This window comes from Lentzea sp. NPDC005914 (genome assembly GCF_040629405.1).
Lineage (GTDB): Bacteria > Actinomycetota > Actinomycetes > Mycobacteriales > Pseudonocardiaceae > Lentzea.
Window position 1 is genome coordinate 20,210 of the sequence record NZ_JBEXVQ010000012.1, and the last position, 25,830, is coordinate 46,039.

At 68.8% G+C, this 25,830-nt stretch carries 25 protein-coding genes and 1 pseudogene; 12 read left to right on the forward strand and 14 right to left on the reverse strand.

Annotated elements, in window-relative coordinates; genetic code table 11:
• Nucleotides 1–364 precede the first annotated feature (364 nt).
• Complete coding sequence (locus tag ABZ345_RS18600) at nt 365–1,657, forward strand: PhoH family protein (RefSeq protein WP_359850281.1); 1,293 nt, start codon at nt 365–367, stop codon at nt 1,655–1,657.
• 62 nt (nt 1,658–1,719) lie between these two features.
• On the opposite strand, the gene ABZ345_RS18605 is transcribed toward ABZ345_RS18600, so the two are convergent.
• Genes ABZ345_RS18605 through ABZ345_RS18620 form a run of 4 tightly spaced genes read right to left on the reverse strand, consistent with a single transcriptional unit; the run spans nt 1,720 to nt 6,177 of the window.
• Nucleotides 1,720–2,490, reverse strand: a complete 771-nt coding sequence (locus tag ABZ345_RS18605; RefSeq protein ID WP_359849715.1) for an ABC transporter permease — start codon at nt 2,488–2,490, stop codon at nt 1,720–1,722.
• A complete protein-coding gene (locus tag ABZ345_RS18610) occupies nt 2,487–3,440 on the reverse strand; it encodes an ABC transporter ATP-binding protein (RefSeq protein ID WP_359849718.1) in 954 nt (317 codons plus the stop codon). The genes ABZ345_RS18605 and ABZ345_RS18610 overlap by 4 nt, the downstream gene beginning before the upstream one ends.
• Before the next feature lie 3 nt (nt 3,441–3,443).
• Nucleotides 3,444–4,883 (reverse strand): GuaB1 family IMP dehydrogenase-related protein, encoded by a 1,440-nt coding sequence (locus ABZ345_RS18615; protein WP_359849721.1) that lies wholly within the window; start codon nt 4,881–4,883, stop codon nt 3,444–3,446.
• Between the two features lie 25 nt (nt 4,884–4,908).
• Nucleotides 4,909–6,177, reverse strand: a complete 1,269-nt coding sequence (locus tag ABZ345_RS18620; protein WP_359849724.1) for a GNAT family N-acetyltransferase — start codon at nt 6,175–6,177, stop codon at nt 4,909–4,911.
• A gap of 85 nt (nt 6,178–6,262) precedes the next feature.
• On the opposite strand from ABZ345_RS18620, the pseudogene ABZ345_RS18625 reads away from it, so the two are divergent.
• Nucleotides 6,263–6,391: pseudogene (locus ABZ345_RS18625) on the forward strand (IS481 family transposase); the annotation flags it as partial.
• Between the two features lie 264 nt (nt 6,392–6,655).
• On the opposite strand, the gene ABZ345_RS18630 reads toward ABZ345_RS18625, so the two are convergent.
• Entirely contained in the window at nt 6,656–8,185 is a 1,530-nt protein-coding gene (locus ABZ345_RS18630; protein WP_359849727.1) for an ATP-dependent DNA ligase, read from the reverse strand.
• Nucleotides 8,186–8,275: 90 nt separating this feature from the next.
• On the opposite strand from ABZ345_RS18630, the gene ABZ345_RS18635 reads away from it, so the two are divergent.
• The gene (locus ABZ345_RS18635) at nt 8,276–8,425 is read left to right on the forward strand and encodes a hypothetical protein (protein ID WP_359849729.1); all 150 of its coding nucleotides are present in this window, start codon (nt 8,276–8,278) and stop codon (nt 8,423–8,425) included.
• Here the strand turns inward: ABZ345_RS18635 and ABZ345_RS18640 are convergent.
• Nucleotides 8,422–9,768, reverse strand: a complete 1,347-nt coding sequence (locus ABZ345_RS18640) for a PLP-dependent aminotransferase family protein (protein ID WP_359849732.1) — start codon at nt 9,766–9,768, stop codon at nt 8,422–8,424. The genes ABZ345_RS18635 and ABZ345_RS18640 overlap by 4 nt on opposite strands.
• Before the next feature lie 47 nt (nt 9,769–9,815).
• Between ABZ345_RS18640 and ABZ345_RS18645 the strand changes: the two genes are divergently transcribed.
• Nucleotides 9,816–10,718, forward strand: coding sequence for a DMT family transporter (locus tag ABZ345_RS18645; RefSeq protein ID WP_359849735.1), 903 nt, complete (start codon nt 9,816–9,818; stop codon nt 10,716–10,718).
• A gap of 101 nt (nt 10,719–10,819) precedes the next feature.
• Here ABZ345_RS18645 and ABZ345_RS18650 read toward each other — a convergent pair whose 3' ends face one another.
• The 4 genes from ABZ345_RS18650 to ABZ345_RS18665 are packed head-to-tail and all read right to left on the reverse strand — an operon-like array spanning nt 10,820 to nt 14,810.
• The gene (locus tag ABZ345_RS18650; protein ID WP_359849738.1) at nt 10,820–11,413 is read right to left on the reverse strand and encodes a hypothetical protein; all 594 of its coding nucleotides are present in this window, start codon (nt 11,411–11,413) and stop codon (nt 10,820–10,822) included.
• A complete protein-coding gene (locus ABZ345_RS18655) occupies nt 11,410–12,216 on the reverse strand; it encodes a hypothetical protein (RefSeq protein WP_359849740.1) in 807 nt (268 codons plus the stop codon). Before ABZ345_RS18655 ends, ABZ345_RS18650 begins: the two co-directional genes overlap by 4 nt.
• A 10-nt stretch (nt 12,217–12,226) precedes the next feature.
• The gene (locus ABZ345_RS18660; protein WP_359849743.1) at nt 12,227–12,781 is read right to left on the reverse strand and encodes a hypothetical protein; all 555 of its coding nucleotides are present in this window, start codon (nt 12,779–12,781) and stop codon (nt 12,227–12,229) included.
• A 52-nt stretch (nt 12,782–12,833) separates the two neighbouring features.
• Complete coding sequence (locus ABZ345_RS18665; RefSeq protein ID WP_359849746.1) at nt 12,834–14,810, reverse strand: thioredoxin domain-containing protein; 1,977 nt, start codon at nt 14,808–14,810, stop codon at nt 12,834–12,836.
• Between the two features lie 55 nt (nt 14,811–14,865).
• Here ABZ345_RS18665 and ABZ345_RS18670 point away from each other — a divergent pair, with 55 nt between their 5' ends.
• Genes ABZ345_RS18670 through ABZ345_RS18685 form a run of 4 tightly spaced genes read left to right on the forward strand, consistent with a single transcriptional unit; the run spans nt 14,866 to nt 20,028 of the window.
• Entirely contained in the window at nt 14,866–16,203 is a 1,338-nt protein-coding gene (locus ABZ345_RS18670) for a 3' terminal RNA ribose 2'-O-methyltransferase Hen1 (RefSeq protein WP_359849749.1), read from the forward strand.
• Nucleotides 16,203–18,662 carry a polynucleotide kinase-phosphatase gene (locus ABZ345_RS18675; protein ID WP_359849752.1) on the forward strand — a complete coding sequence of 820 codons (2,460 nt, stop codon included), beginning with the start codon at nt 16,203–16,205 and terminating at the stop codon, nt 18,660–18,662. The genes ABZ345_RS18670 and ABZ345_RS18675 overlap by 1 nt, the downstream gene beginning before the upstream one ends.
• Nucleotides 18,659–19,273 (forward strand): nucleotidyltransferase domain-containing protein, encoded by a 615-nt coding sequence (locus ABZ345_RS18680; protein ID WP_359849754.1) that lies wholly within the window; start codon nt 18,659–18,661, stop codon nt 19,271–19,273. The genes ABZ345_RS18675 and ABZ345_RS18680 overlap by 4 nt, the downstream gene beginning before the upstream one ends.
• Complete coding sequence (locus ABZ345_RS18685) at nt 19,270–20,028, forward strand: nucleotidyltransferase domain-containing protein (RefSeq protein WP_359849757.1); 759 nt, start codon at nt 19,270–19,272, stop codon at nt 20,026–20,028. Before ABZ345_RS18680 ends, ABZ345_RS18685 begins: the two co-directional genes overlap by 4 nt.
• 89 nt (nt 20,029–20,117) lie before the next feature.
• On the opposite strand, the gene ABZ345_RS18690 is transcribed toward ABZ345_RS18685, so the two are convergent.
• Together ABZ345_RS18690 and mca are read right to left on the reverse strand one after the other, a co-directional pair.
• On the reverse strand, nt 20,118–20,378 hold the full coding sequence (locus tag ABZ345_RS18690; RefSeq protein WP_359850284.1) for a hypothetical protein: 261 nt from the start codon (nt 20,376–20,378) through the stop codon (nt 20,118–20,120).
• A 35-nt stretch (nt 20,379–20,413) separates the two neighbouring features.
• Nucleotides 20,414–21,283, reverse strand: coding sequence for a mycothiol conjugate amidase Mca (mca, locus tag ABZ345_RS18695; RefSeq protein WP_359849759.1), 870 nt, complete (start codon nt 21,281–21,283; stop codon nt 20,414–20,416).
• A 96-nt stretch (nt 21,284–21,379) separates the two neighbouring features.
• Between mca and ABZ345_RS18700 the strand changes: the two genes are divergently transcribed.
• Entirely contained in the window at nt 21,380–21,802 is a 423-nt protein-coding gene (locus ABZ345_RS18700; RefSeq protein WP_359849762.1) for a DUF4307 domain-containing protein, read from the forward strand.
• A gap of 187 nt (nt 21,803–21,989) precedes the next feature.
• On the forward strand, nt 21,990–22,484 hold the full coding sequence (gene greA, locus ABZ345_RS18705) for a transcription elongation factor GreA (protein ID WP_177320718.1): 495 nt from the start codon (nt 21,990–21,992) through the stop codon (nt 22,482–22,484).
• A 29-nt stretch (nt 22,485–22,513) separates the two neighbouring features.
• Here greA and ABZ345_RS18710 read toward each other — a convergent pair whose 3' ends face one another.
• Complete coding sequence (locus ABZ345_RS18710; RefSeq protein ID WP_359849765.1) at nt 22,514–22,984, reverse strand: Lrp/AsnC ligand binding domain-containing protein; 471 nt, start codon at nt 22,982–22,984, stop codon at nt 22,514–22,516.
• 113 nt (nt 22,985–23,097) lie between these two features.
• Between ABZ345_RS18710 and hppD the strand changes: the two genes are divergently transcribed.
• Nucleotides 23,098–24,279 carry a 4-hydroxyphenylpyruvate dioxygenase gene (gene hppD / locus ABZ345_RS18715; protein ID WP_359849768.1) on the forward strand — a complete coding sequence of 394 codons (1,182 nt, stop codon included), beginning with the start codon at nt 23,098–23,100 and terminating at the stop codon, nt 24,277–24,279.
• Between the two features lie 54 nt (nt 24,280–24,333).
• Nucleotides 24,334–24,582: a hypothetical protein gene (locus ABZ345_RS18720; RefSeq protein ID WP_359849770.1), complete on the forward strand. Its 249-nt coding sequence runs from the start codon at nt 24,334–24,336 to the stop codon at nt 24,580–24,582.
• A gap of 54 nt (nt 24,583–24,636) precedes the next feature.
• Here ABZ345_RS18720 and ABZ345_RS18725 read toward each other — a convergent pair whose 3' ends face one another.
• On the reverse strand, nt 24,637–25,782 hold the full coding sequence (locus ABZ345_RS18725; protein WP_359849773.1) for a cystathionine gamma-synthase: 1,146 nt from the start codon (nt 25,780–25,782) through the stop codon (nt 24,637–24,639).
• Between the last annotated feature and the right edge of the window lie 48 nt (nt 25,783–25,830).

The following is a 25,830-nucleotide window of genomic DNA, read 5'->3' on the forward strand; positions in this document are numbered from 1 at the left end:
GTTTTCCGGCAGATGACAAATCGGGATTCACCTGTGTGGCTTCATGCAGACGGGGTACTTCCGCAGGTAACTTCAAAAGCGGCGGGACGCGACCACTGCGGACCGCGCAGGGAGGTCCTGATCGTGACTGACAACGTCGCGAGGGGGCCGGCACCCGGCCCTCGTGGTCGATCTGCCTGACGCCACCCGGCGGAAGGCAAGACGATCAATCAGGGTTGTGCCTGGCCCAGCGAGGAGCGGATGCGGGTGCCGCGTTCGTGAGGGAGTTGCCGTGAACGCACGACGTCCCGCGAGCCGTACCTCAGGCTCATCGCGCAGTTCCTCCCCCAGGCGCAAGTCCGCCGCCCCAGCCTTGACGACATATGTGCTGGACACGTCGGTACTGCTGTCCGATCCTCTCGCCCCCACCCGGTTCGCGGAGCACGAGGTCGTGCTCCCGCTCGTGGTGATCAGCGAACTGGAGGGCAAGCGCCACCACCCCGAACTGGGCTGGTTCGCGAGGGAAGCACTGCGACTGCTCGACGACCTGCGCTTGCGGCATGGTCGCCTCGACTCGCCCATCCCCATCGGGGATGTGGGAGGCACCTTGCACGTCGAGCTCAACCACTCCGACCCGGAGGTGTTGCCATCAGGTTTCCGAACGGACTCCAACGACGCCCGGATCCTCGCCTGCTCCCTCAACCTCGCTGCTGAGGGGCGCAACGTCACCCTGGTGACCAAGGACATGCCGCTGCGGGTCAAGGCCGGATCGGTCGGCCTGCAAGCGGAGGAGTACCGGGCGCACGACGTCACCCTGTCAGGCTGGACCGGAATGTCCGATCTGGACGTTCCACAGTCCCTGGTGGACAGCCTGTTCAAGGAGAACGTCGTCGACCCGACCCAGTACGAGGACCTGGAGCACATCGCGGAAATGCCGTGCCACACCGGACTCCGGTTGATGGCGGGCACGTCGAGCGCTCTGGGCCGGGTGACCGCGGACAAGCAGATCAGGCTGGTGCGCGGAGATCGGGAGGCGTTCGGACTGCACGGCAGGTCCGCTGAGCAGCGGATCGCGCTGGACCTGCTGCTCGACGCCGATGTCGGCATCGTCTCGCTGGGCGGACGTGCGGGCACCGGCAAGTCGGCGCTGGCGTTGTGCGCCGGCCTCGAAGCGGTGATGGAACGCAGGCAGCACCGCAAGGTCGTGGTGTTCCGGCCGTTGTACGCGGTCGGTGGCCAGGAGCTCGGGTACCTGCCGGGTAGCGAGAACGAGAAGATGGGGCCGTGGGCGCAGGCGGTGTTCGACACCCTCGGCGCGCTGGTGAGCCAGGCGGTGGTGGAAGAGGTGATGGACCGCGGAATGCTCGAGGTCCTGCCCCTCACCCACATCCGCGGCCGCTCGCTGCACGACTCCTTCGTGATCGTGGACGAGGCGCAGTCGTTGGAGCGCAACGTGTTGCTGACCGTGCTGTCGCGTCTGGGCAGCAACTCGCGGGTGGTGCTGACGCACGACGTGGCGCAGCGCGACAACCTGCGGGTGGGCAGACACGACGGCGTGGCAGCGGTGATCGAGAAGCTGAAGGGCCACCCGCTCTTCGCTCACGTCACGCTGACCCGCTCGGAGCGTTCGCCGATCGCGGCCCTCGTCACCGAGATGCTGGAGGACTACGCCTCATAGTGTCCTAAGTGGAACGGCCCCGCGCAGCTCTAGTTGCGCGGGGCCGTTTCTCGTTGACGCTTCTAGTCGAGCGCGCGCTTCATGAAGCCGCGCATACCAAGGCTGCCGAAGCCCGCGATCGCGACGACGAGCACGAGCAGCGAGATCGGCAACGGGATGTGCGGCACGTCCGGCACCAGGTTCGCCCGCATGCCCTCGCTCACGTACGTCAGCGGGTTGAGCGCGCAGACCACCTTGAACCACAGTAGGTGGTCGCTCAGCGACGGCCACGGGAACTGTGCGGAACCCGTGAACAGCAACGGGGTCAGGATGACCGCGAACATGATGTTGACACGCCGCGCGGGGACCGACGTGCCGATGACCATGCCGACCGAACCTCCGGCGAGGCAACCGAGAACGATCACCAGCAGCGCGCCGGGAATCCCCTCCCACGGCCACGAGACGTCGAGCATCACGAACCCGACCGGCACCATCAGCAACGCCGCGAAGAACCCGCGGATCGCGCCGAACACGATCTTCTCGACCGCCACGAGCGGGATGGAGATCGGCGCGAGCAGCCGGTCCTCGATCTCCCGCGTCCAGGAGAAGTCGAGCACCAGCGGCAGTGTCGTGTTCTGCAGCGCGCCGAGGAACCCGTTCATCGCGATGATGCCGGGCAGGAGCACGTGGGCGAAGTTCCCCTGGACGTACCCCACGTCCCCGAGCACCTTGGCGAAGATGAAGAGGGTGAAGAACGGCTGGATGATCACCTGCGCGAGGAAGCTCGGCAGCTCGCGGCCCGTGACGAAGACGTCGCGCCACAGGATCGCCTGGAACGTCCTGAGTTGGCTCACCGCAGCTCCCTGCCCGTCAGGTGGATGAAGACGTCTTCCAGGCTCGGCTTGCCGATCGCGACGTCGCTGACGAGGACGTCGAGGTCGCGCAACACGTTCAGCACCGCGGGCAGCGTGACCGAGGTGTCCACGTCGGTGTAGACGCGGAACATGCTGCCAACCTCCTCGACCCGCTGGGCTCCGTCCACTTCGGACAGAGCTTGGGTGATCTTCGCGGGCTCGTGGCCGTTCAGGCTCACCGTGACGCTGACGGTGTTGCTGCCGGGCAGGTTCTTCGTCAGCTCGGCGGGTGTGTCGAGGGTGAGCAGCTTGCCGTGGTCGACGATGCCGACGCGGTCGCAGAGCTTGGTGGCCTCGTCCATGTCGTGCGTGGTCAGCACGACGGTGACGCCGTCCGCGTGCAGGGCGGCGACGCGTTCGTGAACGAAGAGCCTGGCCTGCGGGTCGAGGCCGGTGCTCGGCTCGTCGAGGAACAGCACCTTCGGGCGGTGCATCAGCGCGCGGGCGATCATCAGCCGTTGCGCCTGCCCGCCGGACAACGTGTCGACGAGCGCCTTCTCGTGGTCCTTCAGGCCCATCCGCTCGAGGATGTCGTCGGCGAGCTTCTTGCGTTCCGCCGGGCCGATGCCGTGATAGGCCGCGTGGAACAGCAGGTTCTGCTTCGCGTTGAGCGACCGGTCGAGGTTGTTGCGCTGCGGCACGACAGCCAGCAGCTGCCGTGCGCGCTTGGAGTCGGAGACCACGTCGACGCCCTCCACGAGCGCCTGCCCCGAGGTGGGGCGGACGCGCGTGGTCAGGACGCCGACCGTGGTCGTCTTGCCTGCGCCGTTCGGGCCGAGCAGTCCGAAGACCTCACCGCGGCGGACGGTGAAGCTCAACCCGTCCACCGCAGGTTTTTGTCCGGTTTTATAGACTTTGCGGAGTTCTCTTACCTCTACCGCTTCGTCCATTTCTCACCATCCCCCTGGGAGCGGCCTTCCCTCCGCGAATCCAGCCGCCGACTGGATGCCGAGAACCGCCTTGTCGTGGAATTCCTCCAGCGAGTTCGCACCGGCATACGTGCAGGCCGAGCGCACGCCGGACGTTATCGCGTCGAGGAGATCCTCCACGCTCGGACGCACCGGGTCCAAGCGCATTTTCGACGTCGAGATGCCCTCTTCGAACAGGCCCTTCTTCGCCCGGTCGAACGCGTTGTCGCTGCGCGTACGGGCGGTCACGGCGCGCTTCGACGCCATTCCGAAGGATTCTTTGTAGAGGTTTCCGCGCTCGTCGCGCTGCAGGTCGCCGGGCGACTCGTAGGTGCCCGCGAACCAGCTGCCGACCATGACGCTGCTGGCCCCTGCCGCGAGCGCCAGCGCCACGTCGCGCGGGTGCCGCACGCCGCCGTCCGCCCACACGTGCTTGCCGAGCTTCCGCGCCTCTGCCGCGCACTCCGCGACGGCGCTGAACTGCGGCCTGCCGACGCCGGTCATCATGCGCGTGGTGCACATCGCGCCCGGCCCGACACCGACCTTGATGATGTCCGCGCCCGCCGCGACCAGGTCCCGCACGCCTTCCGCGGTGACGACGTTGCCCGCCGCGACCGGGACGCTCGGGTTCGCCTCCTTCACGGCCTTCAGCGCGGTGATCATCTTCTCCTGGTGACCGTGCGCCGTGTCGACGACCAGCACGTCCACCCCGGCCTTGATGAGCGCCTCGGCCTTGGCCCTGACGTCGCCGTTGACCCCGACCGCGGCCGCGACCCGCAACTGGCCGCCGTCGTCGGTCGCCGGCTTGTAGACCTCGGCCCGCAGTGCCGTGAGCTCGGTCAGCACGCCGCTGAGCCGCTGCTCGTCGTCGATGCCCAGCGCGATCTTGTGCGCGCTGTGGTGGAGCTGGTCGAACACGTCCTGAGGCTTCGTTCCGAGCGGCAGCTTGAGCACGTCGGTGTTCATGACGTCGCCGAGGCGCGCGAACCGGTCGACGCCCGTGAGCGCCGCCTCGTCGACGACCCCGATGGGCCTGTTGCCGTCGTCCACGACGATCACCGCGCCGTGAGCCCGCTTGTGCAGCAGGTTCCACGCGTCCGCCACCGCGTCGCCCGTGGTGAGGGTCAGCGGGGTGTCCCAGACCGGATGCCGCTCCTTGACCCACGCGATGATCTCCGCGACGGCCTCGGTGGGCACGTCCTGCGGGATGACGACGAGCCCGCCGCGCCGCGCGATGGTCTCCGCCATCCGCCGCCCGGCCACGGCCGTCATGTTCGCGACGACGATCGGGATGGTGGCTCCCGTGCCGTCCGAGGTGGACAGATCAACGCCGAACCGCGACTCCACGGCGCTGCGGCCGGGAATGAGGAAAACGTCGTCGTAGGTCAGGTCGTAAGAGGGTCGATGCCCTTCGATGAACCGCACGTGCTTCCACGATACCCGCAGCGTCTCACTTGGGCTTCCAGACGTAACCCGTGGTCGTGGTCACCGTGACGAACCCGAGCCGCTCGAGGATCGGCCGGCTGTCCTCGGACGCGTCGACCTGCAGGTACTTGACGCCACGGCTGAGCGCCACGCGCGCCCGATGGGCGATGAGAGCCCGGTAGATGCCCTTGCCGCGCCACTCGGCGAGCGTGCCGCCACCCCAGAGGCCGCCGAACTCCGTACCCGGCACGATCTCGAGCCGCGCCGACGACACCACCCGCCCGCCGGCCTCCGCGACCACGACGACCGTGTTCGGATCGTCCTGCTTCTCCATCAGGTAGTCGACCATCCACGTGCTGTCGCGCCCGAACACCTCCGTGGCGGTGTCGGCCAGCCGTCGCAGATCGGCCTCCTCCTTGGTCTCGCGCAGAACGATTCCGTCTGCGAGGTCGACCGGACCGGTCATCTCCTCGGCGAGCCCGATGAGCACGGTCTCGCGTCCCTCGGACACGAACCCGGCCGCCTGCAACCTCTCCGGCAGGTCCGCCGGCCTGTCATGACCCCAGGTCTTCCACTCGACGGACTGTCCGCGCGCGGCGAAGTAGTCGCGCTGGCGGGCGATCAGCGCGTCCAGTTCGGCGCCCTTGACGTGGAGGTTGGGCGGGCCGGCGACGAAACCCCGGCGGTGATCCCAGGCCACCCGGAACACGGCCGCGTCCTGCACGGCGTGGGGATAGGCCTCCCACTCGACGGAGCGGGCTTGGGTGTCGTAGGCGCTGAGCAGCGCGGAAGCGTCGGTCACTGGTTCGACGCTATTGGCCGGTGCTGGTGGCCGCACGCGATTTTCGAACCAGAACCGGCCGAGGGCGAGGACGCTGACCGGCCATTTCTCGGTCAGCACTCGGTGCAGGACGGGGTGCTCGGAGCCGGTGATGCGGGCCAGCCGCTGACCAGGTTGTCCGGCGAACGCGACCGGCGCGCCGTAGACCTCAGGCCACGGCTCGACCACGTTGAGCAGCAAACCCCGGCCCGTAGCTCCGCTCCAGTCGCCCGCTTCCAGCTGAGGCCAGGTGGTCTGGTCGCGCTCGTCGAGGACGACCCAGACCTCGATGGGCACCGGTTCGCCGTTGTCGAGGCAGAGTGGCAGGACAACGCGCATCGTGATGCCGAAGTCCTGCACGGCGAGGACGCGTCCGTCGTACCAGGAGTACGACGCGTTGCGGTCGAGCTCGGTCCACTGTGCGAAGTCGTCGGGCTCGGGATAGGCGCGGCTGAGACTTTCGGCGTCCCCCATGCCACCAGGCTAGTTGTGTGGGGAGACCTCCTGGGGCGGTGTGGAGCTGTCTGAAGGCATCCGCATCACGGTCCAGGAGGTCTTCGTGTCTCGGGCTAACGCAGCGCTGACTCCGCGTGCCCGGTCACGTCTGACCCGGTTGATCGTCGATGAGGGCTGGCCGGTGGCACGCGCTGCTGAACGGTTCTCGGTCTCGTGGTCGACGGCGAAGCGCAGGACCGGCCGGTGAACTGGGCACGGCCGACCGCTCGATCAGACCGCACCGATGCCCGTCACGGACATCGACACCCGTGGTGCGCCCGGTCGTGCGGCTGCGGTTGCGCCTCGGGCCGGTCGCGATCGCCTGCGACTTGGGTCACGGGTTCGTGCCCGTCGGCGCGTCCCGGAGCCTTGGCGAGGTAATTCACGCTCAGCAGGGCACCGCGATGCACCCGTCTGACCGCAAATCCCCTGCCAACGAGCCACCGAGCCAGCGGCTTCAGGCCTCGGGATTCGGTTGTGCGGTGGGCAGAAGTGCCCTCACCTCCTCGATCGTCGTAGCTTCGGACGGGTCCTTGTCCGGGCGGTAGCGCACGACGCGGGCGAACCGCAGCGCGACGCCGCCGGGGTAGCGCGGCGAGACCTGCACGCCGTCGAGCTCGATCTCGATCACCATCTCCGGGCGGACCATGACCACCCAGTCGTTCTGGTCGGTCGCGATCTCCTGCAGGGCCTTGGTCTGCCACGTGAGCAGCTCGTCGGTGAGGCCCTTGAAGGTCTTGCCGACCATCACCGGCGGGCCGCCGTCCGGGTCGCGGGCGCCCAGGTGCAGGTTCGACAGCCAGCCGCGACGGCGGCCGCTGCCCCACTCGACGCCGAGCACGACCAGGTCGAGCGTGTGCACCGGCTTGACCTTCTGCCAGGCGCGGCCGCGCCTGCCCGCGGCGTACGGGGAAGCCAGCGACTTCACCATCACGCCCTCGTGGCCCGCCCCCAACGCTGCCGCGACGACCTCGGCCGCCTCGTCCGGAGACGGGTCCAGCGCGCCAGGGATGACGTGCTCGCCCGCGACCTGCCGCAGGGCCGCCAGGCGGTCTCGCAGCGGCTCGTCGAGCAGGTCCTTGCCGTCGAGGTGCAGGCAGTCGAAGAAGTACGGGTGCAGGAGCAGCTCGCGCTCGTCCTGCGCGCCGAAGCGGCTCATCGTCTCCTGGAACGGGCGGGGTCTCCCCTCGTCGGTCAACGCCAGCGTCTCGCCGTCGAGCACCACGGACGTGCACGGCAGGCCGCGCACCAGCTCGACCAGCTCCGGCACGGTCTTGGTGATCTCGCGCAACGTGCGGGTGTAGATGTGGACCTCGTCGCTGGAGCGGTGCACCTGGATGCGCGCACCGTCGAGCTTGTGCTCCACCACGCAGCTGCCGAGCTCGGACAGCGCCTCGTCGAGCGACTCCGCGGGCGAAGCCAGCATGGGGCGCAGCGGACGCCCGACCTCGAGCCGGAACGCCTCCAGCTCCTCCGCACCGCCGGCGAGCGCGGCCACCGCCGTCTCCGGTAGTCGGCCGGACAGCATGAACGCGCGCCGCACCGTCTCGCCCGGCACGTCCGCGGCCGAGGCGATCGCGTCCAGCATCACGCCTTCCAGCGCGCCCTGCCGCAGCTCGCCGGTGAGCAAGCGGCGCAAGAAGTCCTGCTCAGCCTCGGTGGCGCGACCGAACAGAGCCGCCAGCAGGTCGACCCGGCGCTGCGCCGAGCCCTTGCCGGACGTCGTGGCCACCTCGCCGAGCGCGGCGTCGACCTCGGCGACCGTGAGCTCGGCCTGCGCGGCGGGAGGCACGGACAGGTCGACGACCGTGCGCCAGCCCGCACCGATACGACCCTGCCGCGGCGTGCCTATGAGGAAGGACACCACCGCGACCACGACCTCGGCCGTCGCCCCGCGCAGCAACGCGGACAACGCCTTGACCTTGGCCAGGCGCGACCGGGTGGCCGCCACGGCGGCCGACGTGTCGACCACTTCGGAAAGAAGCACAGACCCATGGTGCACCCGAGCACTGACATTTTCTGGAGTCGCGAGCTAGGCTGGCCGCGACAACCGTTCTGCCTGGGGGTTTACCGCACCATGCGTGCTTTCAAGATCGTCACCGCTGCCCTGCTCGTCGCCGCCGTCGCAGCGCTCACCGGCCCGCCCATCAGTGACGCACGCGAGCACATCCTGGGCGCCGACTCCGCCGACGTCAGCACCAGCGCCATCCGCGAGCACATCCTCTAAGCCGCGGCCGCGATCTCCCTGACCGCCTCCCGCAGGCGGTCAGGCGTGAGCGCCGCGTAGCCCAGCACCAGTCCGGGCCACATCGGCGTGCGCGTGTACTGCGCCAACGCCCACACGTGCACCCCACGCTCCTCAAGCCTGCTCTTCAGCGCGAGGTCGTCCATCCCGTCCGGCATGCGCAAAACGACGTGCAGGCCAGCCGCTACGCCAATGGGCTGCCACGCAGGCAGGTGCTCCGCCACGGCCTCCAACAGCGCGTCACGGCGCTTCCGGTAGAGCGCGCGCGTACGCCGCAGATGCCGGTCATAACCGCCGGTCCGCAACATGTGCGCGAACGCCGCCTGAGGGATCGTCGCCGTGCCCATGTCGTTGTACTTCTTGCGGTTCACGATCCCCTCGCGCAGCCGCTCCGGCACCACCAGCCACCCGAGCCGCAACGCCGGCGCCAGCACCTTGCTCGTCGTCCCCTGGTACACCACGTGCTCCGGCGCCAGCGCCTGCAACGCCCCGAGCGCGGGCCTGTCGTACCGGTGCTCGGCGTCGTAGTCGTCCTCGATGATCAACCCGTTCCGCTCGCGCGCCCACTCCACGAGCGCCCGCCGGCGTTCTGGATGCAGCACCACGCCCAACGGAAACTGGTGCGCCGCGGTGACCAGCACCGCCTCGCAGTCCGTTTTGGACAGAAGATCGACCCTGAGTCCCTTGTCGTCCACCGGAATCGGCACGGTGTCGAGCCCGTGCGACCGCAACATGTCCTCGCCGCCGAAGTGGCTCGGCTCCTCGATCGCGATGCTGCCCTTGAGGAGCCGCGCGGTGAGCTGCAACCCGTCCGCCGCGCCGTTGGTGATCACCGCGTCCCGCGCGACCACCGCCCGCACCCGAGCCAGGTAGTCGACGATCTCCTTGCGCAGCCCCACGAACCCGGCCGGATCCGGGTAGGCGAGGTCGTCGTCCGGCAGCTCCGCGAGCGCTGCCCGATGCGCCGCGACCCACTCGGCACGCGGAAACGCACCCAACGCCGGCAACCCGGGCCGCAGGTTGAACCGCCACCTCTGGGGCGGCTCCGGCACCCCGCACACCTCGGCGGGCCCGAGGCTCGCCACCGTCGTCCCCGAGCCCTTCCTGGTCGTGAGGTAGCCCTCCGCCACGAGCTGCGTGTAGGCCGACGTGACAGTCCCGCGCGCCACCCCGAGCTGCGCCGCCAGGTCCCGGCTCGACGGCAGCCGCGTCCCCGGCGTGAGCCGCCCGTCCCGGATGGCCTTTCTGAGTTCGACCTCCACCCCACGGCGCCGCTGATGCCCCGGCAACAGCAGCTCGCGAAAAGTGGTCCAGTTCGTGGTCATTGAAGTGGAGCTTAAACCTGGACCAGTTCAGCGCAAGGCTAGGTCGCATGAAACTAGGGGTGGCCGCGGGAGCGACAGCGGCAACGATCGTCGGCGCGTCGGTTCCGGTGACAGGCATGCTCGAGGGCTACCCGGTCCTGACCGGCCAGGCCATGCGCTACCTGCTCGGCGCCGCCGTCCTGCTCCTGGTGGCCCGCCGTCTCCCTCGGCTCTCGTGGCGCGACGTCCCTCCGCTGCTGGGCGTGGTCGCCACGGGAATGCTCGGCTTCAACGCCGTCCTGCTCGCCGCCCAGCAGTACGCCGAACCGGGCTTCGTCGCCGCGGTGATGGGCGGCGCTCCGATCGCCCTGGCCCTGTTGTCTCGCCAACGAACCACATCCGCCGTTGTGGGCGCAGTGGTGGTGGCTGCGGGCATCGTGCTGTTGTCCGGTGGTGGCTCGTGGCACGGTCCGGGCCTGTTGCTGGCGTTGCTGACGATGGCCGGCGAGGTGTGCTTCACGCTGTTCGCCGTCGGGGTCGTGCGGCGGCTCGGTGTGCTGGGCGTGGCCACCTGGACCTGTCTGCTGGCCTCGATGATCGGGGCGGTTCTCGGCACGTTCTTCGGTGGATGGCGGGTGCCGGACGCCCGGCAGACGTTCGCGCTCGTGCTGCTCGCGGTGGTGGTGACAGCTCTGGCTTTCGGGCTTTGGTACTTCGCGGTGAACCGGCTGGGGTCTGACCGGGCCGGGGTGCTCATCGGTCTGATGCCGGTGTCCGGCCTTGTGACGTCCGTGTTGTTGGGCGCGCAGGACCTGACGTTGGTGTCCGTTCTGGGCGCTGCCACGGTCGCACTCGGGTGCGGCATCGGGCTCCGCAGGGGTGCACACCACACACACGACGCGGGCCGGGTTCCCCCAAAATCAACAATAGCGAGTGGGTCTGACACTCCGGCGGAAGTTGTTGCGCCGTAAGGGGTCCGGACTTGCGGCCGTCGCGCGGCGGGGCCATGGCGGCAGCGAGGGTTTTCAGGTGCGAAAGCCCGGCAGTCCCTGGCCTCGCGATGTGCGAGCGCTCAGCCGTTACCGCCGACCACAACGGCCATCTGCCGCACGACGTACAGCGAGTCCCGCAGTTCGCTGTACGTCTGAAAGTCACGAGTGCCGTCCACCGCCGCGAACCGCGCGGCCAGGTCAGCGCGCACCTCCTCGAACATCGCGCGCTGCACCGACGTGAACCGCCCGCGATGCACCAGCGCCGCGGCCAGGGCGTGGACGTCCACGTCCGCGGAAGCGCCCTTCGAGTACCAGACCCAGACAGCGTGGAAGGCGGCCTCACGCGGGGCGCCGTACCAGTGCGACGGCCGGTTCGGATTGGGGGCCGACGGGTGGGGAACGCGGTAGCCGAGTTGCTTGGCGCGGCGCCGGAGCACGCCGTACGCGCGAAGTTCGGCCAGCCAGGCCGCGCGGCTCGTGGTCAGCAGTTCCAACGCTCGCGGCAGGGCGGCCGGGTCGTTGGCGAAGGAGCCCGCGGCGGACGAGAGAAAGCTGAACGTCGCCTCGAAGCCGATCGGGTGGTAGCTCTGGACACAGCTCCTCAAGGCGCTGACACGCCGGTTCAGCGGCAGCGAGGTGTCGAGAACCTTCCTGGCGCAGCAGGCAAAGCTCACGATCCGACCTTGGCCAGCCAGGAGGCGGCCTCGCCGGACGACAGCTCCCGCGTCACGTCGACCATCGGCGTCATCATCGGGTAGAGGCGGCCTGCATTCCAGGAGCGCGCATAGGGCGGCGGGCTCAGGACGACGACGCGGTGGCCCTCGAAAACCGGGATGTCGCAAGGACGTCCCTCGTTCCAGATCGTCTCGCCGAACCCGTCGGAAAGCTCGAACTGACCCTGGATCCCGCCTGCGGGCTCGAGGTCCGGGCCGACGGACGCCGCCTCCACCCAGGAGTCCAGCGGCGGCTCCCCGGGAATCAGAGCGGGAACCAGGCGGTAGGCGAGCAACGTGTGCAGCTGGAAGTTGTCGCCCAGACCGCCGATCGTCACCTCGAAACCCTTGCCGCTCAACGGGTGCAGCACCAGCAGCGTTTCCAGGTCCAGCACCTGCAGCAGGCCGTGCAGCCAGGAATCCTCAGGCACCGCAGCGAGCAGGCAGGCACGGTGCGGCAACGACAGGCGGATGTCCTCGTGCTGCATCGGAAGCAGCAGCGCGCGTTCCCACTCGGGCGAGAAATCGCCACGGGACAACACGTCGAGAACGCGCAGCACGAGCGGTTCCAGGGCCGGTGAGGAGCCGGTGTAGTAGAGCAGGTTGCCGAGGAGCTGGTTCACCTCGACGTCCTCGGAAGACGCGAGGACCAGGGCCGCCGCCGACAGTTCGTCGGCAGAACGGCCCTGGACCTCTTCGAAAAACGTCTCGAACGCGCCGGGCTCCGAAGCGACGACGGACGCGGCGATCTCGATCAACTCCACGCCGCGCAGGCTACGTCAGATCTGGGCCCTGCGAACGGAGATCGTCCACTTTCGACATCGCATCGCGCAGCTCGCCGAGCCACGTGTCCGCGTGCTCGCCGACCAGGCGCACGGCCCACGCGAGAGCATCCGCGCGCGAACGGGCCACGCCGGAAGCGACCAGCGTGTCGAGCACCTGGCGTTCCGGCTGGCGCAGGCGCGTCATCACCGGCACGGCCAGGTGCGTGAAGAGCTCGCGCGTGCTGCCCTGCACGGCACCCCACGCGACCTTGCGGCCGTAGCGGTGCTCGGCCTGACGGGCGATCTCGATGCGCTCGGAACGCGTGTCCTCGCGCCAGCGCGAGATGCGGCCCGACTCGGCCGCGGCACGCGAGGCGTCGTCGAACTCGCCCTCGAGCTCCGGGAGCGTGCCGATGACCGTGATCTCCTCGCGGTCGACGATCACCTCGGGCGCGCCGGTGAACCACCCGTCGGGCAGCCTGCCCGCGAACCACGCCGCCGCGTCGTCGGCCGACGGCAGGTCAGCCTGTTGCCAGCCGCCTCTTCCTCGCCATCCACGTCCCATTTCAACCACCCCTGATTACATGATTACGTCATTACTGACGTTACGCCTGCAATCAGCTGGTGGTGTTCGCCGTCAGCGAAGTGACCAGCGCATCCACCGATACGACGGGCCTGTCACACACGTAGCCACGGCACACGTAAGCCGCAGGAGCCTCGTCGACCAGCGGGCGGTCCTCCAGCAACGGAGCCCCGTCGGGTTCACCGGCGAGGACGACGCTGCCTCCGGGCACATGAGCGACCGCCGCCGCCCACAGCGACGCACGGCGCGGATCGTCGACACCGACGATGGCCACCTGCAACGGGCCGGCCACCAGCGTCTCGGCGACGGTCAGCCAGTGGCCCGCGAACCGAGGGGCCCTCGCCGCCAGCAGGCCAGCGCGTGTCACGGCCTCCGACGCAGCGGTGAAGTAGCGGGACGAACGGTCCGCTCCGGCCAGCAGCGAAGCGGCCAGCAGCGCCGAGGCCAGCGAGGACGCGCCGGACGGCGACGCGTTGTCGGTCGAGTCGGCAGGGCGGCGGACCAGGGACTCGGCGTCGTCAGCGGTGTCGTAGTAGGCGCCAGGAGAGCCCGGCACGGCGAACCGGGCGAGCGCGGTGTCCAGCAGGCCGCACGCCAGGTCGAGCCACCGGATCGAACCCGTGACCTGGTGCAACGCCAGCAGCCCGTCGGCGAGGCAGCCGTAGTCCTCGAGCACGCCGAACGACGGTCCGGCGACGCCGTCACGGGAGGTCCGCAGCAGCCGTCCCTCGACGAGGTGCACCGAGGCCAGCAAGGACGCCGCCTCCGAGGCCGCCTCGATCCACGCCGGCTCCCCGAAGAACGCGCCTGCCTCGGCCAGGGCCGCGATCGCCATGCCGTTCCAGGCGGCGATGACCTTGTCGTCACGGCCGGGCTGCGGACGAGCGGCGCGCACGGCCATCAGCGAGGCCCGCACGTCCTCCCCCGGCTCCGACACGAACCGCAGCGTCGACTTGCCGTCCTCGAAGTTCGGCTGCTCACCGACCCCGAAAGCCGCGGCAGCAGCACCCAGTTCTTCGTACGACCACACGTAGGTCAGGCCCTCGACGCCGTCGGTGTCGGCGTCCAGCGACGCCGCGAAGCCGCCCTCGGCCGTCCGCAGATCCCGCAGCAGGAACGAAGCCGTGTCCCGCGCGACCCTCGCGTATCGCTCGGACTCGGTCACCCGCGCCAGGTGCGTGTAGAAGCGAAGCAGCAAAGCGTTGTCGTACAACATCTTCTCGAAGTGCGGCACGACCCACGACGCGTCGACGCTGTACCGCGCGAACCCGCCGCCGAGCTGGTCGTACATGCCACCGTTGGCCATCGCGTCGGCGGTGGAGGTCGCCATGGAGATCGCCTCGACCGAACCGGTGCGTTCGTGGTGACGCAGGAGGAACTCGACCACCATCGACGGCGGGAACTTCGGCGCACCACCGAACCCGCCGTTGCGCCGGTCGAACTCGCCCAGCAACGACACGACCGCGCCCGCCAGCGCGTCCGCGTCCACAGCGGACGGAGGCAGTGGCGCGGTGTGCCGGGAAACCTCTTCCACGACAGCGGAAGCGGATTCCAGGATCTCCGAGGGCCGTGTGGTCCACACCGACGACACGGCCTCGATGAGCTGCGTGAACGACGGCATTCCCGGCCGCGGCGAGGGCGGGTAGTAGGTCCCTGCGTGGAACGGCCGCGCGTCCGGGGTCAGGAACACGGTCATCGGCCAGCCGCCCTGCCCGGTCATGGCCTGCGTGACCTCCATGTACACGGCGTCGACGTCCGGGCGTTCCTCGCGGTCGACCTTGACCGGGACGAAGTTCGCGTTCAGATATGAAGCGACAGAAGCGTCTTCGAACGACTCGTGCGCCATCACGTGACACCAGTGGCAGGCCGCGTAACCGACGGACAGCAGCACAGGGACGTTGCGCCGCCGCGCCTCCTCGAACGCCTCCGGGCACCACGGCCACCAGTCGACCGGGTTGTCGGCGTGCTGCAGCAGGTAAGGGCTGGTCGCGTCCGCAAGGCGGTTCGTCATGCACACCACCCTAATTCGCCTGCGGAAACGGCGACTCTCGATCAGACTCGACCTCGTGCTGCTCACCATGACCACCACCCACCGGCCGGCGACCGATCTCGGTCACCTGCTGCACAAACACCCGGACCGGGCTCAGTCCTTCACGACGAGCTCGGGTGTCGCGCACGTCTTCTACCCGAAGGCGACCGACGAGGAGTGCACTGTGGCGTTGCTCCTCGAGGTCGACCCCATCGCGCTGGTGCGAGGTCCCGGCAGCACGCTGACGCAATACGTCAACGACCGCCCGTACGCGGCCGGGTCGTTGCTCACGGTCGCGCTCGGCAGCGTGTTCCGCACCGCGATGAACGGTCGCAGCGAGAGCTACCCCGAGCTCGCGCAGACCCCGATTCCGCTGGTCATCCGCGTTCCCGCGCTGCCGCACAAGCTCGCAGAGCGGCTGTTCACGCCGCTCGGCTGGACCGTGGAGGTGACCGAGCACGGTGACTCGCGGTACGGCGACGTCACGCTCAGCGGCGCCGTCAAGCTCAGCGACGCCTTGAAACACCTCTACGTGCTGCTGCCCGTGCTCGACGGCGGCAAGCACTACTGGGTCGCGGCCGACGAGGTCGACAAGCTGCTCAGGGCCGGTGACGGCTGGCTGGCGTCGCACCCGGACAAGGAGCTGATCACCACCAGGTACCTGGCCCGCAAACGGCCGCTCGTGCTGTCCGCGCTGGAACGCCTCGCCGAGGTCGACGAGGTCGAGCCGGAGGAGCTGGACAACGCGCTCGCCGAACCGAAGATCTCCCTTGCGACGCAGCGCAAGGAGGCCGTGATCAAGGCGCTGAAGGGGGCACGTGCCAAGCGCGTGCTCGACCTCGGTTGTGGTGGTGGCGCGCTGCTGCGCGAGCTGGTGAAGGAACCGGAGTTCACGGAGATCCACGGTGTCGACGTGTCCGCGAAGGCGTTGCAGGAGGCCGCGCGCAAGCTCCACCTGGACCGCATGTCCGACCGGTTGCGCGAGCGGATCACGTTGCGCCAGTCGGCTTTGACGTACGCCGACGCGGAGCTCGCGGGCTACGACGCGGCGGTGCTGATGGAGGTCGTCGAGCACGTCGACCCGTCGCGCCTGCCCGCGCTGGAGCACTCGGTGTTCGTGGTGGCGCGCCCGGCGACCGTGCTGGTGACGACGCCGAACGTCGAGTACAACGCGCTGTTCGAGACGTTGCCGGCAGGGCAGATGCGTCATTCCGACCACCGTTTCGAGTGGACTCGGGCAGAGTTCGCGCAGTGGGCGGACGGCGTTGCTTCGCGACGTGGTTACCGCGTCGAGTACGTGGGAATCGGGCCGGAAGATCTTGAACGTGGCGCGCCCACGCAGATGGCAGTGTTCAGCTTGGGGGACGAGAACTGATGGACCTGAAGATTCCCGACCTGTGCCTGGTGGTGCTGATCGGCGCCTCCGGTTCCGGCAAGTCCACGTTCGCGCGCAAGAACTTCCTGCCCACGCAGGTGCTGTCGAGCGACTACTTCCGCGGGCTCGTGTCCGACGACGAGAACGACCAGTCGGCGTCCGCGGCGGCGTTCGACGTGCTGCACTACGTGGCGGCCAAGCGGTTGGAGGCCGGACGCGTCACGGTGATCGATGCGACGAACGTGCAGGCGCCCGACCGCGCGAAGCTGATCGAGGTCGCGAAGAAGGCCAACGTGCTGCCGGTCGCGATCGTGCTCGACACGCCGACCGACGTCTGCCTGCGCCGCAACGCTTCCCGTCCGGACCGCGACTTCGGCGCGCACGTCGTCAAGCGGCACCGGGCGGCGTTGCACCGGTCGTTGAAGTTCCTCGGCAAGGAGGGGTTCAAGCGCGTCCACGTGCTGCGCTCCGAGTCCGATGTGGACAAGGCGGTGATCGTGTACGAGAAGCTGCTCAACGACCTGCGGCACGAGACCGGACCGTTCGACGTGATCGGTGACGTGCACGGCTGCCGCGCCGAGCTCGAGGAGCTGCTCGTCGAGCTGGGCTACGGGATCCAGCGCGACGAGGAAGGGCGGGCGGTCGACGCCGTCCCGCCGGCCGGCCGCAAGGCGATCTTCGTCGGCGACCTCGTCGACCGCGGCCCGGACACGCCTGGCGTGCTGCGCCTGACCATGGGGATGATCGCGAACGAGCACGCGTTCTGCGTCTGCGGAAACCACGAGCAGAAGCTGGTGCGGGCGTTGCGGGGCAAGAACGTCCAGGTCAGGCACGGGCTCGCGGAGTCGCTGGCCCAGCTCGCCGCGGAGGACCAGGACTTCCGCCGCAAGGCCGAGAAGTTCTGCGACGGCCTGGTGGCGCACTACGTGCTGGACGGCGGCAACCTCGTGGTCGCACACGCCGGTCTGCCGGAGCGCTACCACGGCCGTGCGTCCGCGCGTGTGCGCAGCTTCGCGCTGTACGGCGACACGACCGGCGAGACCGACGAGTACGGGCTGCCGGTGCGCTACCCGTGGGCGACCGAGTACCGCGGCACCGCGATGGTGTTGTACGGCCACACTCCGACCCCGGAGGCGGAGTGGATCAACAACACCATGTGCCTCGACACGGGCGTGGTGTTCGGCGGCAAGCTGACCGCTCTGCGCTACCCCGAGCGGGAAGTGGTGGCGGTCAAGGCGCACCAGGTCTGGTACGAACCGGTGCGGCCGCTGGTCGCTCCGGTGGTCGAGCGCGAGCCGGACGTACTGGCGTTGAAAGATGTCACTGGCCTGCGCCGGATCGAGACGTCGGTGATGGGCGCGGTGACGATCCGCGCGGAGCAGTCGGCTTCGGCGTTGGAGGTGATGAGCCGGTTCGCGATCGACCCGCACGACCTGCTGTACCTGCCGCCGACGATGGCTCCCACCGCTACTTCGTCGCGGGATGACGTGCTGGAGCACCCGTTGGAGGCGTTCGCGGAGTACGCGGCTGCCGGTGTCTCTTCGGTGATCTGCGAGGAGAAGCACATGGGGTCGCGCGCTGTGCTGTTGGTGCGCAAGGAAGGTGGGGCGATCTACACGCGCACCGGACGGGCGTTCTTCGACGGCGAGCTGGGCTCCTCGCTGCTGGACCGCGTGCGGGACGGCGCGAAGCCGCTGTTCGACGAGCTCAACACCGACTGGCTGCTGATCGACGCCGAGCTGATGCCGTGGAACGCCAAGGCTTCCGGGCTGATCCGCGAGCAGTACGCGGCGGTCGGCGCGGCTGCTGTCGGCGCGCTGCCGGTGGCGGTCTCCGCTCTGGAGACGGCCGCGGCTCGTGGTGTGGACGTGGCCGCGCTTCTGGAGCGGACGTCTCAGCGGGCTTCCAACGCTGAGGCCTACCGAAAGGCGTACGAACGGTACTGCTGGCCGACGGAAGGGCTGGACGGCGTGCGGATCGCGCCGTTCCAGCTGCTGGCGGCCGAGGGGCAGACGTTCCACGACCGTTCGCACCTGTGGCACCTGGAGACGCTGAGCCGGTTGGACGGGCCGTTGTTCCAGCAGACCCGGCACCTCGTGGTGGACACCGCGGATCCGGCTGCCGGCGTTCGCTGGTGGAAGTCGCTGACGGCCGACGGCGGCGAGGGCATGGTCGTGAAGCCGCTGGCCAACCTGACTGGTCGCGTCCAGCCGGGCGTGAAGGTGCGCGGGCGCGAGTACCTGCGGATCATCTACGGCCCGGACTACACCGAGCCGCAGAACCTGGAGCGGCTGCGCAAGCGCAGTCTCGGCCGCAAGCGCGGGCTGGCTCTGCGCGAGTACGCCCTGGGCATCGAGGCACTGGAACGCGTCGCGCGCGGCGAGCCGTTGTGGCGCGTGCACGAATGCGTTTTCGGTGTGCTGGCACTCGAATCGGAACCGGTGGACCCACGACTGTGATTCTCGAAGCTGTGATCGGGTCGCACGCCTACGGGCTGGCGACCTCCACGTCCGATGTGGACAGACGGGGTGTGTTCGTCGCGCCCACGGAAGCGTTCTGGCGCCTGGACAAACCACCGACCTCGGTCGAGGGCCCGTCGCCGGAACAGCTCAGCTGGGAGGTCGAGCACTTCTGCAAGCTGGCGCTGAAGTCGAACCCGACGGTGCTCGAAACGCTGGTGAGCCCGCTGGTCGAGATCTGCACGCCGCTGGGAGAGGAACTGAAGGCGCTGCTGCCCGCGTTCCTCTCCCAGTACGCGGTGCGCGCGTACACCCGTGCGACCCAGATGCAGCTGTCACGGGCGGGTCGGAACCTGAAGCCCAAGCAGCTCATGCACGTGGTGCGGTTGCGGCTCCTCGGCCTGCATCTGGTGCGGACCGGCTCGTTGTCCATCGCGGCGGACCGATCGCTGCTCGCGATCCGCGACGGCTCGATGCCCTGGGACGACGCGGTGGCGTGGGCACACCGGCTCGGCGACGAACTCGCCTCGGCTTCCGGTCCGCTGCCGGAGGAACCTGATCGGGCACGCGTGGAGGACTGGCTGGTGTCGGTGCGCAGGAGGGCGTTGTGAGCTACGAGGTTCCGGACCTGAGCGCGGTCGTGGCGGAGCAGTCGCACGACCTGCTGTTCGCGACCGTGTCCGGCGCGCACCTGTACGGCTTCCCGTCCCGCGACTCGGACGTGGACCTGCGCGGCGTGCACATCCTGCCGCTCGGCGAGGTCGTCGGCCTGAAGCACGGCCCGGAGACCAAGGAACGCATGTGGGTGCGCGACGGCGTCGAGATCGACCTCGTCACGCACGACGTGGAGAAGTTCTGCCGCCTGCTCACCCGCCCCAACGGCTACGTGCTGGAGCAACTGCTCTCGCCCCTCGTCGTGCACACCGGCCCAGGCCACCAAAAGCTGGCCGACCTCGCCGCGGGCTGCCTGACCTCACGGCACGGGCACCACTACCGCGGGTTCGCCGTGACGCAGTGGCGGCTGTTCGAGCGGACCGGTGAGATCAAGCCGCTGCTCTACACGTTCCGCGCGCTGCTGACCGGCGTGCACCTGCTGCGCACCGGCGAGGTCGTCGCGCACCTGCCGACGTTGCTGGAGAAGCTCGACGGGCCGGACTACCTGACCGCGCTGATCGAGGCCAAGATCCTCGGCGAGCACCGGGCGCTGGCGGGCGTGGCTGGGCGGCCGGCGCCCGAGCGGCTGGAGGCGGATCTCGCGCACTGGCAGGAACAGCTGCAGGTGGCGCGGGTGACCAGCGACCTGCCTGAGCATCCGCCGGCGTTCGAGGCGGTGCACGAGTTCGTGGTGGCTACGAGGTTGAGCTAGCCCCGGCGCCGTCGACCATGGGGCTGCGCTTACCCGGTTGTCGTCGGCGGCGTGGTTGCCGACCGCGGGCTGCGCTTACCCGACGAGCGTCAGTCCTTCTTCTCCGAAGGCTCAGCCGGAGCGTCGGCAGTCGCCTCGGCCGACTTCTCAGCCGGAGTTTCCGCAGGCTCGTCGAACGACGCGGGCACGCGCTTGAGGTGCTTGTTCATCGACTTGACGAGGAAGAACACCGCGATGAAGAAGACGATCAACAACACAAGGCCGACCGGGGAGGACTTGCCGAAGTCCTCGCCCTGGCCGCCCTTGTCGTTGTCGTTCGTGTTCGACGGCTGCACGGCGACGAACGCCACCGTGCTGCCGAGGGAGAAGTCTGGGGAGAGCACCCCTAGACCTTAACTCCGGCGAACAGGTCGTTCTCCGGCAGCGTCGAGTCGACCTGGGAGCGCACGAGCTCGTACTCCTCGGTCGGCCAGACGTCGCGCTGCAGGTCCTGCGGAATCGCGAACCAGCGGCTGGTCGGGTCGATCTGGGTGGCGTGGGCCTTCAGGGCCTCGTCGCGGACCTCGAAGTAGTCCGCGCACTCGACCTGCGTGGTCACGCGGTCCATCACGTCCGGGCGGTTGGCGTCCCAGTTCGCGAGCCACTCGGTGTACGGCGACTCGAGGCCGCGCGCCTCCATGGCGTCGTGGAACGCCTGGAGCTTCGCGCGGGAGAAGCCGTGCCCGTAGTAGACCTTCTGCACCTCCCACGGCGCACCCAGCGAAGGCTCAAAAGAACCATCTGCGGCGGCGTCCAGTGCCGCCATGGAGACCTCGTGGGTGCGGATGTGGTCCGGGTGCGGGTAGCCCCCGTTTTCGTCGTAGGTCACGACGACGTGCGGGCGGAAGTCGCGAATGGCTTCGACCAGGGACGGCACCGACTCCTCCAGCGGCACCAGGGCGAAGCAGCCCTCGGGCAGCGGTGGCTTCGGGTCGCCCTCGGGCAGACCTGAGTCCTTGAAACCCAGCCAGCGGTGCTGGATGCCGAGGATCTTGGCCGCGCGGGCCATCTCCTCGCGGCGGATCTCGATGATGTTCTCCAGCACGTCCGGCTTGTCCATCGCCGGATTCAACACACTGCCCGCACCACCGTCGGTGCAGGTCACGACCATCACGTCGTGCCCTTCCGCGATGTAGCGGGCCATCGTGGCCGCGCCCTTGCTCGACTCGTCGTCGGGATGTGCGTGCACTGCCATCAGGCGCAGCTTGTCGGCCATGACCCCCGTGGTCCTCCTGTGTGAATGGTCCTGCGACACTCAACAACTGAACGTCGAGTCACATTGTTCCCCAGTCGGTCAGGAGGGCGCGGGAAAGTGTCGCAACGCGCGCTCCCCGAGGGGCGGTACGGCAACAGCACGCGCAAGCCGCTCAACAAGTGGCTGCGGTGGGCGTTACTCGCTGTAGCCGTGGCGGTAGGGGCGGTGGTCGCCTTCGTCGGTTACCGAAATCTCGGGACAAAGCCGATCGAGGCGAAGCAGACCGCGTTCATCATCCTCGGCGACGACAGCGTGAAGGTCAGTTTCGAGGTTTCCCGCGATCAACCAGAGCGACCAGCCGTCTGCATCATTCGGGCCCGTTCCAAGGACGGGGACGAAGGGGGCAGGCGCGAAGTTCTGGTTCCTCCCGGGAATTCCGTCGTCGTCGAGACAACAGTTCTCCGCACCTCGAAGCCGCCGGTCACCGGCGAGGTGTTCGGGTGCTCTTACCAGGTTCCCCCCTACTTGTCCACGAGCTAGCGGCCAAGCGGGTGATCTGCGGTTTAAACGGCGAGATGGGGAACAAATCGCCGTCGCTGAACGTTGTCTACGTGTTACTATTGCCGCTCAAGCACGGCCCCGGCGCGGGCCGTGTTTTTCCGTTCCGGGCCCCCGGCCCGGGAACTATCTGGTGAACACGTGTGCACCAGAGCAAGACGAGGAGTTGGTGACCGTGAGCGACACCCAGGTGACCTGGCTGACCCAGGAGGCCTACGACCGGCTCAAGGCTGAGCTGGACGAACTCATCGCGTACCGCCCGGTCATGGCTGCAGAGATCAACGCCCGCCGCGAGGAGGGCGACCTCCGTGAGAACGGTGGCTACCACGCGGCGCGCGAGGAGCAGGGCAAGCAGGAGGCGCGCATCCGCCAGCTGCACGAGCTGCTCCAGGCCGCGAAGGTCGGCGAGGCCCCCACCACCAAGGGTGTCGCGGCGCCGGGAACGGTGCTCACGATCCGCTACGAGGGCGACGACGAGGCCGAGACCTTCCTGCTCGCGACCCGCGAAGAGGGCGCGCACGGCGAGATGGAGGTCTACTCCCCGCTTTCGCCGCTCGGCAAGGCGCTCAACGGCGCGAAGGACGGCGAGACCGTCTCCTACGAGCTTCCGAACGGCAAGCAGCAGAAGGTCACGCTGATCTCCGCGGTGCCTTACCAGGCGTAATCACGCCACAAAAACGTGCGAAGGGGCGGTCACCTCGGTGGCCGCCCCTTCACGCGTTCCAGGAGCGGCCGCACACGTGGAGGCACCGGCGTCGACAGGGCGATGGAGGTCGACAGCCGTCGCACGTGCGGTACGTCGACAACGTGGTCGACCACGCGCTGCAGGTCCGCGTTCGACCTCGCGACGATGCGCATGAACAGGTCGCCCTGCCCGGTCGTCGCGTGCACCTCGCACACCTCGGGGATCGCGGCCAGCCCCTCGCACACCTCGGCACGTCGTCCCTGGGCGATTTCCACCACCGCGAACGCCGTCAGCCCGTAGCCCATCGCGCCCAGGTCGAGCGCCGGCGGGAACCCGGTCAGCACGCCGCGGTCGACCAGCCGGTCCAGCCTGGCCTGCACGGTTCCCCGCGCGACACCGAGCCGGCGGGAGCATTCGAGGACGCCGAGGCGAGGCTCGTCCGTCAACAGCAACAGCAGCCTGGCGTCCAGTTCGTCCACCGGCTGGTCAGAGTGCTCACTCTGTTGATCTGAAGGCACAGATCACTATACAAACTGCTCAGCAAAATCGCTGACTATTGCTCACCCTGTTAGGTCGACTCATGCTGTGAAGCATGACGCAGCAGCTTGACGACGTGAGCTACGACCAGCTCCGGCAGCTCGTGGGCTTGGTCGACTACGACGCGACCAAGGACCCCTTCCCCGTGCGCGCCATGGACGCCGTGGTGTTCGTCGCGGGCAACGCCACCCAGACCGCCTGGCTCTACCAGGTGGCGTTCGGCATGGAGCTCGTGGCCTACGCGGGCCCCGAGACCGGCCAGCGCTCGCACAAGTCGTTCGTGCTGAAGTCGGGCTCGGCCCGCTTCGTGATCCACGGCGGCGTCCTGCCCGGCTCCGAGCTCCTCGACCACCACCGCCGTCATGGCGACGGCGTCGTGGACCTCGCTCTGGAGGTCGGCGACGTCGACCAGTGCATCAAGCACGCGCGCACACAGGGCGCCACTGTCCTGGAGGAGCCGCACGACGTCTCGGACGAGCACGGCACCGTGCGTCTCGCGGCCATCGCGACCTACGGCGAGACCCGCCACACGCTGGTGGACCGCTCGAAGTACACCGGCCCCTACCTGCCCGGCTACGTCGCGCGGACGTCTACGGTGAAGCGGCCGGAGGGCGCACCGAAGCGGCTGTTCCAGGCCGTCGACCACTGCGTCGGCAACGTCGAGCTCGGCAAGATGGACTACTGGGTCGAGTGGTACAACCGCGTCATGGGCTTCGTGAACATGGCGGAGTTCATCGGCGACGACATCGCCACGGACTACTCGGCTCTGATGTCCAAGGTCGTCTCCAACGGCAACCACCGGGTCAAGTTCCCGCTGAACGAGCCGGCGGTCGCGAAGAAGAAGTCGCAGATCGACGAGTACCTCGAGTTCTACGAGGGCGCGGGCGTCCAGCACATCGCGCTGGCGACCAACGAGATCATCCGCACGGTCACCGCCATGCGCGACGCCGGTGTCGAGTTCCTGGAGACGCCGGACTCCTACTACGACGACCCGGAGCTGCGCGCCCGGATCGGCGAGGTCCGCGTGCCCATCGAGGTGCTGAAGGAACACCGCATCCTGGTCGACCGCGACGAGGACGGCTACCTGCTGCAGATCTTCACCAAGCCGATCGGCGACCGCCCCACGGTCTTCTACGAACTGATCGAGCGCCACGGCTCGCTGGGCTTCGGCAAGGGCAACTTCAAGGCCCTTTTCGAGGCGATCGAGCGCGAACAGGAGCGACGCGGCAACCTCTGATGGCGTTCCCCCGGTAAGGTGCTTTACGGGGGATACACATCGTGGGGAGGTGGCATGGCATTCGCACGACGCGTGGCCGCGGTGATTCCGCTGGTCGGGGCCGTGACCACGGCTGCGGCACTGACCGGTGCGGCGTTCTTGACCGTGGCGCACGCCGGGTGTGACGAGGCCGGCCGCTTCGTCCGCACCGGTGAGTCGATCGAGTTCGTCGGCGGCTGTGTCAACGGCGCCGACCTCCCGTCGGCGCCAACGGCCGAGAACGCCGAGAACGTGGACAGGTTCGGCGGCTCCAAGAAGCCGTAAGACGCAGAAAGGCCCCCTCCACGCGGAGGGGGCCTTTCGCGTTGCCGGAAAAACTCAGCCCAGGGCCGCGAGCAGGTCGGCCACCAGGTCGTCGCCGGACTCGATGCCCACGGAGACGCGCACCAGGTCGGCAGGCACCTCGAGCAGAGAACCGGACGTCGAGGCGTGCGTCATCTTGCCGGGGTGCTCGATCAACGACTCGACACCACCCAACGACTCGGCGAGCAAGAACAGCTTGGTGCGCGCGCACACGTCCAGCGCGGCCTGCTCGCCGCCGTCGACGATGAACGACACCATGCCGCCGAACCGGCGCATCTGCTTGGCCGCCACCGCGTGGTTCGGGTGCGACTCCAGGCCGGGGTACAGCACCTTCTTCACCTTCGGGTGCCGCGCCAGGGCCTCGGCGACGAGCTCGGCGTTGTCCGAGTGCTTCTCCATGCGCAGCTCGAGGGTCTTGATGCCCCGCAACGTCAGGTAGGCGTCGAACGGGCCCGGGACCGCGCCCGCGCCGTTCTGCAGGAAGCCGAACGCCGCGTCGATCTCCTCGTCGGAGGTGATCAGGGCGCCGCCCACGACGTCGGAGTGGCCGCCGACGTACTTGGTGGTCGAGTGCAGGACGACGTCGGCGCCGAGCTCCAGCGGGGTCTGCAGGGCCGGCGAGGCGAAGGTGTTGTCCACGACGAACTTGGCGCCCGCGGCGTGCGCGACCTCGGCGATCGCGGCGATGTCACCGATGTTCAGCAGCGGGTTGGTGGGGGTCTCGATCCACACCAGCTTGGTCTCGGGACGCACGGCGGCGCGGATGGCGTCGACGTCCGTGACCGGGGCCGGCGAGTGGGTGACGCCCCACTGCGAGAAGACCTTGTCGATCAGCCGGAACGTGCCGCCGTACGCGTCGTTCGGGATGACGATGTGGTCGCCGGGCTTGAGGAAGGTGCGCAGCGCCGCGTCGGTCGCGCCCATGCCGGACGAGAACGCGCGGCCGAAGCGGCCCCGTTCCAGCGACGCGAGGGCCGTCTCCAGCGCGCGGCGGGTCGGGTTGCCGGTGCGCGAGTACTCGAAGCCCTGACGCATCCCGCCCACGCCGTCCTGGGCGTAGGTCGACGTCGCGTAGATGGGCACGTTGACCGCACCCGTGGTCGGGTCGGGGTCCTGACCGGCGTGGATCGCCCTGGTCGCGAAGCCGTAAGGGGTGCTCATCACCCAAGGGTACTCACCCATCTGGCGGTCGACGGCAGTAGTCCAACC

Bases quoted from the DNA above. Each gene is read 5' to 3' on its own strand.
- ABZ345_RS18725 (WP_359849773.1), bottom strand. From the start codon at position 25,782: ATGAGCACCCCTTACGGCTTCGCGACCAGGGCGATCCACGCCGGTCAG.
- ABZ345_RS18665 (WP_359849746.1), bottom strand. From the start codon at position 14,810: ATGACGAACCGCCTTGCGGACGCGACCAGCCCTTACCTGCTGCAGCAC.
- ABZ345_RS18660 (WP_359849743.1), bottom strand. From the start codon at position 12,781: ATGGGACGTGGATGGCGAGGAAGAGGCGGCTGGCAACAGGCTGACCTG.
- ABZ345_RS18640 (WP_359849732.1), bottom strand. From the start codon at position 9,768: ATGACCACGAACTGGACCACTTTTCGCGAGCTGCTGTTGCCGGGGCAT.
- mca (WP_359849759.1), bottom strand. From the start codon at position 21,283: ATGGCCGACAAGCTGCGCCTGATGGCAGTGCACGCACATCCCGACGAC.
- ABZ345_RS18645 (WP_359849735.1), top strand. From the start codon at position 9,816: ATGAAACTAGGGGTGGCCGCGGGAGCGACAGCGGCAACGATCGTCGGC.
- ABZ345_RS18720 (WP_359849770.1), top strand. From the start codon at position 24,334: ATGGCATTCGCACGACGCGTGGCCGCGGTGATTCCGCTGGTCGGGGCC.
- ABZ345_RS18635 (WP_359849729.1), top strand. From the start codon at position 8,276: ATGCGTGCTTTCAAGATCGTCACCGCTGCCCTGCTCGTCGCCGCCGTC.
- ABZ345_RS18620 (WP_359849724.1), bottom strand. From the start codon at position 6,177: ATGGGGGACGCCGAAAGTCTCAGCCGCGCCTATCCCGAGCCCGACGAC.
- hppD (WP_359849768.1), top strand. From the start codon at position 23,098: ATGACGCAGCAGCTTGACGACGTGAGCTACGACCAGCTCCGGCAGCTC.
- ABZ345_RS18610 (WP_359849718.1), bottom strand. From the start codon at position 3,440: ATGGACGAAGCGGTAGAGGTAAGAGAACTCCGCAAAGTCTATAAAACC.
- ABZ345_RS18675 (WP_359849752.1), top strand. From the start codon at position 16,203: ATGGACCTGAAGATTCCCGACCTGTGCCTGGTGGTGCTGATCGGCGCC.